The sequence below is a fragment of the Halomonas maura genome (genome assembly GCF_030409305.1).
GTDB lineage: Bacteria > Pseudomonadota > Gammaproteobacteria > Pseudomonadales > Halomonadaceae > Halomonas > Halomonas maura.
In genome coordinates, this window is record NZ_JAUFPQ010000031.1 from 1 (window position 1) to 14215 (window position 14215).

At 69.4% G+C, this 14215-nt stretch carries 12 protein-coding genes and 1 riboswitch; of the genes, 5 read left to right on the forward strand and 7 right to left on the reverse strand.

What is annotated here, in order from left to right:
- Together QWY76_RS18950 and QWY76_RS18955 are read right to left on the reverse strand one after the other, a co-directional pair.
- The coding region (locus QWY76_RS18950; protein ID WP_290313084.1) for an alcohol dehydrogenase catalytic domain-containing protein at positions 1–312 on the reverse strand (312 nt) is incomplete at its 3' end.
- A 292-nt stretch (positions 313–604) separates the two neighbouring features.
- The gene (locus QWY76_RS18955; RefSeq protein ID WP_290313085.1) at positions 605–2044 is read right to left on the reverse strand and encodes an APC family permease; all 1440 of its coding nucleotides are present in this window, start codon (positions 2042–2044) and stop codon (positions 605–607) included.
- 284 nt (positions 2045–2328) lie between these two features.
- Here QWY76_RS18955 and QWY76_RS18960 point away from each other — a divergent pair, with 284 nt between their 5' ends.
- Together QWY76_RS18960 and QWY76_RS18965 are read left to right on the forward strand one after the other, a co-directional pair.
- A complete protein-coding gene (locus QWY76_RS18960) occupies positions 2329–2607 on the forward strand; it encodes an XRE family transcriptional regulator (RefSeq protein WP_183383867.1) in 279 nt (92 codons plus the stop codon).
- Positions 2608–2718: 111 nt separating this feature from the next.
- Entirely contained in the window at positions 2719–3390 is a 672-nt protein-coding gene (locus QWY76_RS18965) for a hypothetical protein (protein ID WP_290313087.1), read from the forward strand.
- 57 nt (positions 3391–3447) lie between these two features.
- Here the strand turns inward: QWY76_RS18965 and QWY76_RS18970 are convergent, their stop codons facing one another.
- The 5 genes from QWY76_RS18970 to QWY76_RS18990 all read right to left on the reverse strand — a co-directional run bounded on the left by QWY76_RS18970 (position 3448) and on the right by QWY76_RS18990 (position 10292).
- Entirely contained in the window at positions 3448–5004 is a 1557-nt protein-coding gene (locus tag QWY76_RS18970) for a hypothetical protein (protein WP_290313089.1), read from the reverse strand.
- Between the two features lie 4 nt (positions 5005–5008).
- The gene (gene ilvD / locus QWY76_RS18975) at positions 5009–6697 is read right to left on the reverse strand and encodes a dihydroxy-acid dehydratase (protein WP_290313090.1); all 1689 of its coding nucleotides are present in this window, start codon (positions 6695–6697) and stop codon (positions 5009–5011) included.
- 68 nt (positions 6698–6765) lie between these two features.
- On the reverse strand, positions 6766–8154 hold the full coding sequence (locus tag QWY76_RS18980; protein WP_290313091.1) for an SLC5/6 family protein: 1389 nt from the start codon (positions 8152–8154) through the stop codon (positions 6766–6768).
- A riboswitch (TPP riboswitch) is annotated at positions 8144–8269 on the reverse strand. It overlaps the preceding gene by 11 nt.
- Before the next feature lie 258 nt (positions 8270–8527).
- Positions 8528–9658 (reverse strand): zinc-dependent alcohol dehydrogenase family protein, encoded by a 1131-nt coding sequence (locus QWY76_RS18985; RefSeq protein ID WP_290313092.1) that lies wholly within the window; start codon positions 9656–9658, stop codon positions 8528–8530.
- A gap of 46 nt (positions 9659–9704) precedes the next feature.
- Positions 9705–10292, reverse strand: a complete 588-nt coding sequence (locus tag QWY76_RS18990; RefSeq protein WP_290313093.1) for a peroxidase-related enzyme — start codon at positions 10290–10292, stop codon at positions 9705–9707.
- Positions 10293–10705: 413 nt separating this feature from the next.
- Here QWY76_RS18990 and QWY76_RS18995 point away from each other — a divergent pair, with 413 nt between their 5' ends.
- The 3 genes from QWY76_RS18995 (at position 10706) to QWY76_RS19005 (ending at position 14121) form a co-directional block, all read left to right on the forward strand.
- Positions 10706–11266 carry an FAD-binding oxidoreductase gene (locus QWY76_RS18995; protein WP_290313094.1) on the forward strand — a complete coding sequence of 187 codons (561 nt, stop codon included), beginning with the start codon at positions 10706–10708 and terminating at the stop codon, positions 11264–11266.
- Positions 11263–12135 (forward strand): FAD-binding oxidoreductase, encoded by an 873-nt coding sequence (locus tag QWY76_RS19000; protein ID WP_290313095.1) that lies wholly within the window; start codon positions 11263–11265, stop codon positions 12133–12135. The genes QWY76_RS18995 and QWY76_RS19000 overlap by 4 nt, the downstream gene beginning before the upstream one ends.
- 276 nt (positions 12136–12411) lie before the next feature.
- Positions 12412–14121, forward strand: a complete 1710-nt coding sequence (locus tag QWY76_RS19005) for a DEAD/DEAH box helicase family protein (RefSeq protein WP_290313097.1) — start codon at positions 12412–12414, stop codon at positions 14119–14121.
- Positions 14122–14215: the final 94 nt, after the last annotated feature.

Sequence of the window (14215 nt, forward strand, 5' to 3'; positions counted from 1 at the left end):
GCAGTTGCGGCAGCGGCCGCAGGCGATGTTGAACGGCACCGAGACCAGGTCGCCCGGGCGGATGTATTCGACGTCGCGGCCGGCTTCGATGACCACGCCGGTGATCTCGTGGCCCAGCACCAGGCCGGGGGGCGCGGTGGTGCGGCCGCGCACCATGTGCTGGTCACTGCCGCAGATGTTGGTGGTGACCACCTTGAGGATCACGCCGTGCTCGCACTTGCGATTGCCGAGGGCGAGTTCCGGATAGGCGATGGATTCGACGGCGACCTCTCCCGGGCCCTTGTAGACGACGCCGCGGTTGGCTGTGCTCATGATTGACTCCTGTTGTCTGGCCGGGACATCGAGGCGTACGACGCCGGAAGCCCCAGGAGGCTTGGCCGGGTGACATTGCCGATCGCCAAGGATGTCATTGCGCCAATTATTTATTGTAGGCAATGGTCGAGTCTAAGCGGGTCAATCAGCGAGACATATCGACTTTTCTTCCGGGCTGTTGATGACGTGAAGTCATGAACCCGAGCGGCTGATGCCGGAGGGGGCGCCACGCCGGCAACAGCCCCGGCCCTGACGGGCCGGGGCTCGGAGCTGGCGGAGCCGATAGCGACGCTCAGCGTCCCGCGCCGGACTCGGCGCCGGCCAGCTCGCGCTGCATCATGGTGTCGCTGTAGGCCACGCCATAGCGGGCTCGCGACCAGCCGTACAGCGCCAGGCCGAGCAGCATCCAGCCGGCGAACATGGCCCACTCGATGGTGGAGAGCGCCGAGGGGCTGCCGGGCAGGTACATGCCGACCAGCGCCAGCGACAGGATCACCGACAGCGCGCCGACGGTCTTGCCGCGACGCACCCGGAAGGGGCGCGGCATGTCCGGCTCACGCCGGCGCAGCATCACGAAGGACAGCGACACGAAGAGGTAGGCGATGACGATGCCCAGGCCGCCGGCGACCACCAGCCAGACCAGCGCCGGCCGACCGAAGAAGGGAGCGATGCTGGAGAGCAGGCCCATCAGCAGGATGGCGTTGGTGGGCGTGCGGTGCCTGGGATGCAGCTTGGCGAGGAAGGCCGGCAGCATGCCGGAGTGCGCCAGCGCGTAGATGGCCCGAGAGCCGCCGATGTAGAAGGCGTTCCAGCTGGTGATGATGCCCGCGATGCCGGCCAGGATCATCAGGTTACCGGCCCAGGGCGCCTGGAAGGCCGCCTGCATGGCGTCCGGGACCGCCAGGGAGCTCTCGGCCAGGGCCGCGGGGTCGAGCATCAGGGCGGTGCCGAGGATGATGAAGGCATACCAGAATACCGCCAGGATCACCGAGATCATCAGCACCCGGCCGATCTCCTTGAACGGCAGGTTGATCTCCTCGGCGGCCTGGGGAATGACGTCGAAGCCCACGAACATGAACGGCACCATGATGATCACCGTCATGATGCCGCCGATCACGCCCTGCTCGACGTTGAACAGCGGATCCAGGGTGGTGGTGCTGCCCTCGAACAGCGCTCCGGTGATGAACATGACGCCCACCGCCAGGATCAGCAGGGTGACCACCTTCTGGACCAGGGCGGCGGTGCGCACGCCGAGGTAGTTGATCGCCATCATCACCACGGAGCCGGCCACGCCGACCGCCACCCAGGTGGCCTTGACGTCCCATCCGGCGATGCTCCACAGCTGACCGACCGCATAGTCCGGGAAGAGGTGCTCCACCACGGTGGGCAAGGCCACGGCCTCGAAGGCCACCACGCTGACATAGCCCAGGGTGATGGCCCAGGTGCACAGGAAGGAGGCGAAGTGCCCCATGGCGCGATAGCTGTAGACATGCTCGCCACCCACCTGGGGCATCGCCGAGGCCAGCTCGGCATAGGTCAGGCCCACCAGCACGATGACCACCCCGCCGAGCAGGAAGGCGGTGATGGCGCCGAGGCTGCCGGCGGACTGGATCCAGCTGCCGGTCAGCACGATCCAGCCCCAGCCGATCATCGCGCCGAAGGCCAGGGCCAGCACATCCTTGCGCGCCAGCACCCGCGTCAGGTGCGTCTCCGTGGACGTCGTCTCGTTCATGTCACTCCCCCTCATCGGTGAGATTGATTTTTTGTAGGAATTAATTCATTTATCGAGAGTATCGACAAAAAATAGACCACCGCCGCGCCCTCGACAAGACGACTTCTCGGGCAGGAGACCTCCACTTTGGTCTCATCAATCACCGTATCTTGATATTCAAAGCCCGTCACGCAGCGCCTTGCGGTGCCCCGGCTCCGCCACCGGCCAATCCTCCCGTCACGACACTGGCGAAACCGGCCAAAAGGCTGCATGCTGTAACCGTCGATTCTGTCCCTTGGAGCATCATGAGCACGGCAAGCCCCTCGACCGCCGCGGAACTCCTCGACCCTCCGCGAAGGTGCCCTGACCTCGATGTCAGGGATCTGGAACAACGCACTCGCCTAATGCGCATCATTACCCGGTTGATCGCCGTATCGGATCTGGGCAATCGCGACATCGCTCGCCGCGCCGGTATCCCGATGCAGAAGATCAGCGACCTCCTCTCCGGTCGTCTCGAGCAGCTCACCCTCGACGAGCTCCAGACGCTGCGCCGGACCATCGACCCCCAGCTCACTCCACCCTGAGCCCTCGGCCGCCCCGTCCGAACGGGCCAGGACCCAGGCCGGCATTCATGCGACTGCCGGCCTTCATGGATTCGAGACCTTCATGGATTCGAGACAGAGGGAGATCCCCACATGCGACACCTCGTGACCGGCCTGTTGCTGGCCGCCTCGCTGCCCGTCCTCGCCGATGGTCAGGCCACCCTGGAGACCCGCTCCGACCAGGGCAGTGCCACCATGGAGGTCAGCTGGGCAGGCGACGACCTGCGCATGGACTTTCCCCAGCAGGCCCAGGCGGGCTTCATGCTGCTCAAGGATGGCAAGGGCTACATGGTCAGCCAGATGCAGGGCCAGACGATGGTCATGGACATGGCCAGGCTCCGCGAGATGGCGGAGAGCATGGGCGGCGACCAGGCCAGCGCCGGCATCGCCAGCCAGCAGGCCAGCGCCGTCGATGCCCTGGAGGCCACCGGCGAGACGGAGACCATCGCCGGCCTCGAGGGCGAGGTCTACCGCCTGCAGTGGACCGACAAGGCCGGGACCGCCCATGACGACGACCTGGTTCTCAGCGAGAACCCCCAGGTTCGGGAGCTGATGGCTGCCTTCCACGCCTACCAGCAGTCCATGACCGGCGAGCCCGACCCCATCGCCTCCACCCTCGAGGAGCGCGGCCTCGGCATGCTGCGCTTCGGTGAGCGTTTCCGCATCGCCGAGCTGTCCGACGAGTCGCCAGAGGCATCCACCTTCACCCTGCCCGAGGACGCCATGAACCTCGAGGACATGATGCGCTCCGCTCCCTCGCAGTAGACCGTCACGCCGCCCGGCCCTGGACGCCGCGCCCCTGCCGGGGCGCGGCGTCGTCGTTCAGGGGACCGGCGTCGGCAGCACGAACGCCTCCTCGAACAGCAAGGGGTCATCGAAGTGGCGCCGGCCGACGAACACCGTGGCGTGGGTGCCCCACTGGCGCATCGCCCCGGGGCTGCGGATCCCCGCCGGCCACAGCAGGAAGCGCTCGAGGCGCTCGGTGCCCGCCACGAGGCCCTCGGGGCCGAACAGGCTGCGCCGCCCGCCATCCGGCAGCGCCAGGGAACGACGCCCGTAGTGCGGCGGTGAGCGGGTCAAGCGCAGCGCGTAGGGGACGTCGGCACTGGCGGCGTCATCGACCGTTGCCAGGCCGACCAGGTAGTGGCTGACCGCAGCCAGTTGCAGCGCCAGCCGTTCCCCCGGGGGGTGTGGCGGCGTGTACGCCGGCGTCAGCGGCGCCTCGCGCAGGTCGTGATCCGCCGGCACCACGACCCGGCGCAGCGGGGGGACCGGGAAGAACAGATGGTAGCAGCCACAGGCATGAATGCTGTCATGGATCAATGGCCGGCCGTCCGCGCCCAGGGTCACCCGCCACACCACCCCGTCCAGGCGACCGCCGAGGATGTCGAGGGCCCCCAAACGGGTGCGCGCCGGGAACCACACCGTATAGACGAGCTGCGGCAAGACCCGCCCGTCAAAGCGGGTATGGGCGAGGCGCACGTCGGCCACTGCCCGATTGGTGTCCACCGCCGGCAGTGGCCCCGCCGGCCCCCGCCGCCAGTAGGGGGCGCCGAGGCGGTCGTCGTGACCCCGGGTCTCGATGGCGAACACCGGCGCGTGGTGCGCCGCCAGGCGCCGCAGGGTCTCGTCGTCGAGGTCGACCAGGCCCAGGGGGCTGCGGGGAGCCCTGCGCACCAGCCGGGCGGCGGCCTCGGCGTCCAGCGGCGGGCCCGCGGGCGGGGCAGGCGCATAGCGCCGCACCTCGCCCCGGGTCGGGAAGGGGCCGTCGAAGCCGGCCAGGTAGGCGTCCCGCCAGCGACCATAGCCCAGCGACAGCCCCACCCGTGCCAGGGGATAGAGCCCCAGCACCCGCCAGGTGTCCACGTAGTGGTCGGGGGCCGCCACGGCCTCGCGCAGCGCCACCCGGGCCGGGCCGTCCTCCGGCCCCAGCAGTTCCGCGGCCAGCAGCCGCTCGCCGCGGGCCTTGGCCGCCGCGGCCGGCGCCTCGCCGCCGCTGCGCCGAGCCAGGCGCTGGCGTGCCGGGGTCGGCAGGTTGGCGGCCTCGATCCGCCGCGCCTCGGCATCGCCCTGCCGCATCCGCCCCAGCCAGTCGGCATAGCGCGGGGCGTCGGGATGATGGCGCAGCGTCGGCGCGAAGCTCGCCAGCAGGCGGTCGGTGCGCAGGTACGGGAAGCCGGCGACCCGGGCCCTGCCGGCATCGCCGACGCCCGCCTCGGCCACGGCCATGTCGAAGGCCGAGAGCAAGTCCCGACACTGCCGCTGGCCGGGGGGCGGCGTCTCGCGCCAGCTCGGGGTGCCGGCACAGCCCGCGAACAGCAGCAGCGCCAGCAGTAGCACCGCCCAGGTCGCCCCGCGGGCGGCGCTCGCCACGGCCATCGGACTATACCGGCCGGTCGGTCACCGCCCCCGTCGAGGCGGAGCTGACCGTCCGGGCGTACTTGGCCAGCACCCCGCGGGTATAGCGTGGCGCCGGCGGCTGCCAGGCGGCCCGGCGACGCGCGAGTTCGGCGTCGTCGAGGGCCACCTCGAGGGTATCGGCCTCGGCATCGATGGTGATGGTGTCACCGTCCTCGACCAGTGCCAGGGGGCCACCGTCGAAGGCCTCGGGGGTGACATGGCCGACCACGAAGCCATGGCTGCCGCCGGAGAAGCGACCATCGGTGATCAGGGCCACCTCGCTGCCGAGCCCGCGGCCCATGATCGCCGAGGTCGGGGTGAGCATCTCGCGCATGCCGGGCCCGCCGCGGGGCCCCTCGTAGCGGATCACCACCACCTCACCGGCCACCACGCTGCCGTCGTTGATGCGCGCCTGGGCCTCCTCCTCGGAACCGAACACCCGGGCCGTGCCGGAGAAGCGGACGCCCTCCTTGCCGGTGATCTTGGCCACCGCCCCCTGCGGGGCCAGGTTGCCATGCAGGATGCGCAGGTGGCTCTCGGCCTTCAGCGGCGCCTCGAGGGGGGCGATGATCGTCTGGCCCTCGGGATAGGGCGCGACGTCCGCCAGGTTCTCGGCAAGCGTCCGGCCGGTCACGGTCAGGCAGTCGCCGTGCAGCAGCCCCGCCTCGAGCAGGGTCTTCATCAGTGGCTGGATGCCGCCGATCTCGACCAGCTCGCTCATCATGTACTGGCCGCTGGGCCGCAGGTCGGCGAGCACCGGCACCCGCCGGCCGATCTCGGTGAAGTCGCCGAGGGCGAGCGGCACGCCCACCGCATCGGCCATGGCGATCAGGTGCAGCACCGCGTTGGTGGAACCGCCCAGGGCGATGACCACGGTGATGGCGTTCTCGAAGGCCTGGCGGGTCATGATGTCCGAGGGCTTGATGTCCCGCTCGAGCAGCGTCAGCACCGCCTCCCCCGCCGCCCGGCTGTCATCGTGCTTGGCTTGGGACACGGCATTCTGCGCCGAGCTGCCGGGCAGGCTCATGCCCAGGGCCTCGATGGCCGAGGCCATGGTGTTGGCGGTGTACATGCCGCCGCAGGCACCGGGGCCGGGGATCGCCGTCTCCTCGATCTGCTTGACCTCGATCAGGTCGAGATCGCCGCGACTGTGGGCGCCCATGGCCTCGAACACCGAGACGATGTCGGTGTGCCCCTCGCCGGGCAGGATGGTGCCGCCATAGACGAAGACGCTGGGCCGGTCGAGCCGCGCCAGGCCGATCAGGCAGCCGGGCATGTTCTTGTCGCAGCCGCCGATGGCCACCAGGCCGTCGAAGCCCTCGCAGCCGGCCACCGTCTCGATGGAATCGGCGATCACCTCCCGGGACACCAGCGAGTACTTCATGCCCTCGGTGCCGTTGGCGATGCCGTCGGAGATGGTGATGGTATTGAAGATCACGCCCTTGCCGCCGGCCGCATCGGCCCCGGTGCTGGCCTGCTCCGCCAGTTCATGGATATGGCTGTTGCAGGGGGTGACGCGGCTCCAGGTGGAGGCGATGCCCACCTGGGGCTTAGCGAAGTCGGCATCGTTGAAGCCCACCGCGCGCAGCATGGCGCGGCTGGCCGACTTGCCGACGCCATCCACCACCGGGGCGGAATGGCGGCGGCGCGGATCCTGGGGCGTATCGCTCATGGCGCGGTTCCTCTGTTCGATCGGGGTGACCTTCAGAGGGTGGCCGTCATCCCCCGGCCTGGCAACCGTCAGGCGACATGCGGCGCCCTGGCCGGTCGCCACCAGGCCACCAGCAGGCCCACCAGGGTGGAGGCGAGCAGCGCCCCGAGGAAGGGGGCGAGCGTCGGCACGCCGGATGGGAAGCTCGCCGCGAGCAGGCCCGCCACGAGGCTGCCGCTGGCCAGCCAGCCCGGCAACACGGCTCCCGCGAGGCCGGCCACGCCGCCGGCCAGCGCCGCGGCGGCACTCATCCGCGGCCACAGGCCCAGCAGCACCGGCACCACGATGGCGGCGCACAGCAGGTCGGCGATCAGGAACAGCCGCAGCACCGAGAGCCCCTGCAGGGCGATGACCACCACCGGCAGCATCAGCGCCACCGTGACCCAGCGTGCCACCGGCAGGGACAGGCCCCGCCGCCCGCTGCCGGCCACCACCAGCGAGGCGATACCGTTCTGCAGGGTATCCACGCTGGAGGCGACCAGGGTCACCGCCAGCACCAGCGCCGGCAGCGCCAGCCAGTCCGGCGCCCCGGCCAGCAGCGCGAAGAAGGGAATCGGCGGCTCGCCCAGCGCGAGCCCGCTCATGGCGGCGAGGATGCCGAGGCCGCCGACCACCGCCACCACCAGCACGGTCACGGCGCCGCCCAGCCAGGCGCCCCGCCCGAGCGCCCGGGCGTCCCGGGCCGCCCAGACGCGTTGCCAGTAGCCCTGGTGGAAGAGGTTGGCCGCGGTGACGGCGATCACCAGGGTCAGCGCCACGGACAGCGCATCGCCGACGGGGATCGCCGGCATCGCGGCCCCCGGCGGCAGCGCCGGGAGGCGGACCAGGGCCACGCCCCCGACCACGGCCAGCAGCGCCAGCAATAGCCAGGCCTGCCAGCGGTCGGTGGCGAGGCTCGCCCGCAGGCCGCCCAGTGCCGTGTAGAGCAACGTGGCCAGGGCCACCCCGACTATCACCAGCGCGGGCGGCACCGCCGAGAGCAGCCCGGTGATGGCGCCGATGGCGGTGAGCTCGGCGGCCAGGAAGCAGGCCATGTAGAGGATCGAGACCAGCGATACCCAGCGCCGTACGCCGGCGCCGAAACAGGCCTCGGCATATTCACCGATGCTGCGGCCCTCGGGGAGGCGACGGCGGATGGCCGGCCCGAACAGGCCCAGCACGATGAACGGCAGTGCCGAGCCGATGGCATAGCCGGCCAGGGCCACGGGGCCCACGAAGGCGCCGATCTCCGGCGGGGCGAAGAGGATCCAGGCGCCCATGCCGGAGGCCAGGAAGGACAGGCCCAGGGTCGAGGCCGTCTGGGAGTTGCGAGCGGTGACGTAGTCGTCGAGGGGCCCGTCGGCGCGCCGTGCCCGCAGGCCCAGCACGGTGAAACACAGCAGCGCCGCGCCAAGCACGGCTGACGTCAGGTAAGGCATGTCGCGCTTCCTCCGCCGGCATGAACCGGATCAGGTTCCAGGGTCAGCGCCGAGCGCCCTCTCAGCCCCCGCCGGATGCAATATCCGGGCGAGCGGGACTCCCCTGGCGACAGTGAATGAATGGTGTTGGATGAACCTCAAGGACCGGCCGACGCGGCCGATATCGCAGTCACGCATCAGCATGACACAACGGCGTCCGATGTCGAACGCTCGCTCGCCGGGCGCCCGCCATGCCCTCCTCCACAGCCAAGACGCACGCACCTCGGGCGCCTGCCTCGGCGCTGCGCCGAGCCCTACTCCGCCTTCGGCGCCATCGCCACCGCCGAGGCCCGGGCCAGCCGCGGGACGCAGAGACCCGCGAAAGCTCGGCCCACTAGTCGAACGTCACTACCTGGCGGATGGCCCGGCCGGCGGCCAACGCCTCGAAGCCGTCGTTGATCTCGTCGAGGGTCAGCACCCGGGAGAGCAGACGGTCCACGGGCAGCTTGCCCTGCTGGAACAGGGCGACATAGCGGCCCACGTCGCGTACCGGCACGCAACTGCCCACATAGCTGCCACGCAGGGTGCGCTCCTCGGCCACCAGGCTGACCTGCTGGATGGCGACCCTGCGCTCGGGATGGGCGAGCCCCCCGGTCACCGTCAGCCCGCCGCGGCGGGTGATCCGGTAGGCGAACTCCAGGGCCTGCTCCGAGCCGGCCATCTCGATGGCGCAGTCCACGCCGCCGCCGGTGGCCTCGCGCACCCGCTCCACGGCATCCGGGGCGGCGCTGTTGATGGCGCGGGTCGCGCCCAGCGACTCGGCCAGCGCCAGCTTGTCGTCGTCCAGGTCGAGCGCGACGACCTCGCCGGCCCCGGCCACCAGGGCGCCGAGCACCGCGTTGAGCCCTACCCCGCCCAGCCCCACCACGGCCACCGACTGGCCGGCGCGAATGCCGGCCGAGTTTATGGCGGCCCCCACGCCGGTGAGCACGGCACAGCCGAACAGCGCCGCATGCTCGAAGGGCAGGCGCGGATCGATGCGGACCAGCGAGTGCCGCGACACCACCGCATGGTCGGCGAAGGCGGAGACCCCCAGATGGTGGTTCACGGGGGTGCCGTCGGCACGCTGCAGCCGATGCTCGCCGCTGACCAGGGTGCCGACGTTGTTGGCGGCGTTGCCCGGCTCGCAGAGCGCCGGGCGCCCCTCGGCACAGGGCGGGCAATGGCCGCAGCTGGGCACGAAGACGGCCACCACATGATCGCCCTCGGCCAGGTCGGTCACGCCGCGGCCCACCGCCCTGACCACCCCGGCGGCCTCGTGGCCCAGCGCCATGGGCACCGGGCGGGGCCGGTTGCCGTCGATGACCGAGAGGTCCGAGTGGCAGAGCCCCGCGGCCTTGATCTGCACCAGCACCTCGTTGTCGCCGGGCGGGGCCAGCTCCAGTTCCTCGATCTCCAGGGGCCGGCTCTGCGTGTAGGGCCTCTCCAGCCCGATGGCCTGCAGGACGGCGGCGCGGATCTTCATGGGGATGACTCCTTTCTCGAGAACCGGGGAAGAACGAAATGGTGGCTCAGCCCTCGCGGGGCACCCGGCCCATCAGGTAGAACTCGGGATTGGGTGGGGTCGCGGTGAGGGTGACCAGGCGGTTGGACAGGGCGAAGAAGGCGGCGATGGCGCCGATGTCCCAGATGTCCTCCCGAGTGAAGCCGACGGCCTGGAGCCTGGCCTCCCAGGCCTCGGTCAGCTCGCCCACCTCCAGCCCGCAGTACAGCGCGAAATCGAGCATCACCCGGTGCCGTTCGCTTAGCGGCGCGGTATGGTGATTGACCGCCACCTGATCGGCGAGCAGCGGGTCCTTGCTGTAGATGCGCACCAGGGCCCCGTGGGCCACCACGCAGTATAGGCAGCGATTGCGGGCGCTGGTGGCGACCACGATCATTTCCTTCTCGGCCTTGGTGAGGGTGTCGGAGTCGCGCTCCATCAGCGCATCGTGGTAGGCGAAGAAGGCCCGGAACTCGTCGGGCCGATGGGCCAGCATCAGGAAGACATTGGGCACGAAGCCGGCCTTCTCCTGCACCGCCAGGATGGCGTCGCGGATGTCGGCGGGCAGGTCCTCGAGGCGTTCGGGGACGGGAAAGCGGCTGATGGGCTGGGTCATGGGGGCGCTCCTGAGGGGTGATGACGAGCCAGTCATGACAGTTAACGTCAACGTCAACATGTTGTCCATGCGCCTTGTGGCGGACGCTGGCGCCCTCGTTGCGCCTGCGCTCTCCTGAAAGGCGCCATCGCCCGCTTCCGGGCTTTCCCGGCGCTATACTGAACTCAGCCCCTCCCCCGAGACTGGACCAGGTCCATCGAAATACCGTCATGAGCGCTGGGGTGCCCTGAGGCTCGACAGCGCACTGCCACGATACCTGCCTTAGCTGCCTGGCCCTGATCACATCGGGATGGCCGGTACCGATTGCCTGACGCCGGAACGACCATCAGGGCGAGGGGATATGGCGTCAGGCAGGGCAAGGCAAAGCACAGGATCGCGAGTCCCCTGTGCCTCGCCCTCCCGAGGAGGGTGTCATGACGACCCATATCGACAACGCGGCACTCCAGGAGTTACGCCAGGGCTTCTCCGGGGAGATCCTGCTCCCCGAAGCAGCCGGCTATGACGAGGCCCGCAAGCTATTCAACGCGATGATCGATCGCCGGCCGGCGATCATTGCTCAATGCGATGACGTGGAGGATGTGCTCGCTGCCGTGACATACGGCCGTCGGCTCGAACTGGAGATCGCCGTGCGTGGCGGTGGCCATGGAGTCGCCGGCAAGGCACTGACGGAAGGCGGCCTGGTGATCGACCTGCGACGGATGAATGGCGTGTCGGTCGATCCCGACGCCCGCACCGCCACCGTCGCCGGCGGTGCGACCATGAGCCATCTCGATCGCGCCACCCAGCCCCATGACCTGGCAACGACGGGCGGCCGCGTCTCGACCACCGGCGTCGGTGGCTTTACGCTGGGCGGTGGCGACGGCTGGCTGGCCCGCAAGTTCGGGCTGGCCTGCGACAACCTGCTGGCCGCCAAGCTGGTGACCGCCGACAGTTCGGGCTGGCCTGCGACAACCTGCTGGCCGCCGAGCTGGTGACCGCCGACGGCAGCATCGTGCACGCCAGCGAGCGGGAAAACCCCGAGCTGTTCTGGGCGCTGCACGGCGGCGGCGGCAACTTCGGGGTGGCCACCTCGCTGACCTTTCGGCTGCATGAACTGAAGCAGGTCACCGCCCTGCTGCTGCTGTGGTCGCCCGAGAGGGCGCCGGAGGTCCTGCGTGTCTACCGTGATTTCCTGGAGACGGCACCCGACGAGGTAGGCGGTGGCGCCCTCTATATCACGGCCCCTCCGGAAGCCTTCGTTCCCGAGCATCTGATCGACAAGCTCACCTTCGCCATGCTGGTTGTCTACGCCGGGCCGGAAGCCGAGGCACGGGAGGTCGCGGCTCCGCTGCTGGCACTCGGGCACGAGGGCGAGATGATCGACGAGATGCCCTACGCCGACCTGCAGTGCATGCTCGACGACCCGCCCGGCTATCGTAACTACTGGTCGGCCGAATACCTGACGTCCTTTCCCGACGAGGCGCTCGCGCTGTTCTGTGAACGGGCGGGCGACATGATCGTGCCCTCACCCTCCCAGCACGTGCTGTTTCCCCAGGGAGGTGCCGTGGCGAGAGGCGCCGACTTGCCGATTTCCTGGCGCCATGCCCCCTGGGTCGTGCACCCCTTCGGTCTATGGGATGACCCGGCCGACGACGAGCGCGGCCGGCAGTGGACACACCGCCTGCGCCAGGACCTGCGCCCCTGGGCCAGCGGTAATGTCTATCTGAACTTCATCGGCGACGAGGGCAAGGAGCGCATCATCGCCGGTTACGGCCGGGAGAATTACCAACGGCTGGCCAGGATCAAGGCGCAGTACGACCCGCAGAACCTCTTCCATCTGAACCAGAATATCGCCCCGGCCTGACCCGCTGACGATCGAGGCCATCAGCGACCGGCGCCAAGAGGCGGCCCCGTCTCTCTCGAGACGGGGATGCCTCGGCTCCCCACGGGGATTGCCCCACGAGGCCGGCTCGGTCATTATTTTTCCACAGGGGCGGCCCGCCTTCCCGACCGGAGTGACGGGGCCCTCCTGACGGACCTTGCGCATTTCCCGCATCCCCGTGGGTCGCCAGGATCACCAAGCGGTGCCGTCGAGTCCCTCATCGAGCCCCGCCACACTGCTGCCTGCAGGACTTTCAGTATGCCCGAGCAAGCCGGTCTCGAGTTTTCAGCGTGGAACCCCGGCCTGGAAGCCGACCTGCCCAGCCGTTACCAGGCCCTGGAGACGATTCATCACCCGGCCAATGTCGACTCCCGCCTCGCCGACATCCCCGAGCTGAGTGCCCTCACCGGGCTCACGGAGGAGCAACTGGTCGCGTTCAAGGCGGAGCGCCTGGTGCTGCACGAGGTGATCGTGCAGGTGACCGCCGATATCGTGGTCCTGGAGGGTGAAGAAGAAGAGCTGCTGGGACAGCACTTCCGCGACATCGCCATCAAGATCCTGTCCGACTACCTGGCCCCCCATCTGCCGGCGCTTCGCCAGGAACATGCCCGGCTGTATGACGAGATCCACGGCCGGGTCGGCGACATCCTCGCCGCGGCCTTCGCTCCCGAACCGACGGCGGTCGAGCCCGAGCCTGTCTCCTGGCTATCCCGCTGGCTGGGCAAACGCCCCGCCCCGCGGCAGCAGACGGACCACCGCTCCATCGAGGAACGCCACCATGAGGTGATCCGGGGCATCAAGGACACGGGGCTGGCCGCCCGTGGCGAACTGGAGCGGGCCATCTACAAGAGCACCTACCGTGTCCTGAACTCGATCGCCAGCCGCCAGGGCCATATCGGCGTGGACCGGGAGCTGTTGGCGCGGTTGATCACCCAGCAGGTGTGCAACGACTTCGGCAGCCGCCACCTCGGCGAGAAGATCGCCCCTTATGTCGCGCGCGCCATGGAGGTCGAGGGCTACAGCCGGCTGCCCTGTGCCAGCGAGCCGATCCTGATCAGCCTCAAGGGGGCCTCGGCGGCCGGCAAGAGCTCCCTGCGCCCGCTGCTGAAGGACACCCTGCGCGACCTGGGCATCCAGGCGGACCACTACGGCACCGTCTCCCCCGACATCTGGCGCCGCCTGCTGCTCGACTACGACGCCCTGGGCGAGGCCTACAAGTATGCCGGCCGCCTGTCCGGCAAGGAGGTCAAGCTCATCGATGCCAAGCTCGACCGCTACATCCGCGACAAGGCCCAGCGGGACCGCTCCATCCCGAACCTGCTGATCGACCGCTTCCGTTTCGACAGTTTCTCCCAGGAACGGGTACCGCGGCTGCTGGATGCCACCTATGCGAAACATGTCGCCACCATGTACTTCTATTTCATCGTCACCCCACCGGAGGCGACGGTGGAGCGGGGCTGGGAGCGCGGCCTGACCCGGGGACGCTACAAGGCGGTGGAGGACTTCCTGGGGCATTGCGTGGAGGCCTACGACGGCATGCCCAGGCTGCTCTTCAAGTGGCTGGACAGCCGCTATCCCCGGCTCGAGTACTTCTTCCTGGACAACAGTGTCCCCAAGCACACCCCGCCGACGACCATCGCCTATGGCAATCGCGAGGTCCTGCACATCCTGGCGCCCCTGGGCCTGGTCAACATCGACCGCTACAAGCGGATCAACACCCGGGCGACCTGCCCGGCGGAGGTCTATCCCGACGATGACAGCCTGGCGATCGGCAGGAACTGTACCTTCCTCAAGCAGTGCCTCGCCAAGGTGCCGGAGGTCCGCTTCGTCGACGAAACGACCGGCGAGGAGTACCTGCGAGCCTCGGCAGGCCGTTTCGCGGTCGTGGATCCCGCCATCCTGCAGGCGCGGCGAGAGACCCCGGAACTCGCGGAGCTGTTCGCCACCCTCGGGGTGCCCGAGCGTTAGCGGCAATCTCTCGGTAGATCGCGCATCCTGAAGGGCCTGCTGGTGGGCTGCCCAAGCCATGAGGGCAGTTCGGCAGGAGGGCACTCCAATGACT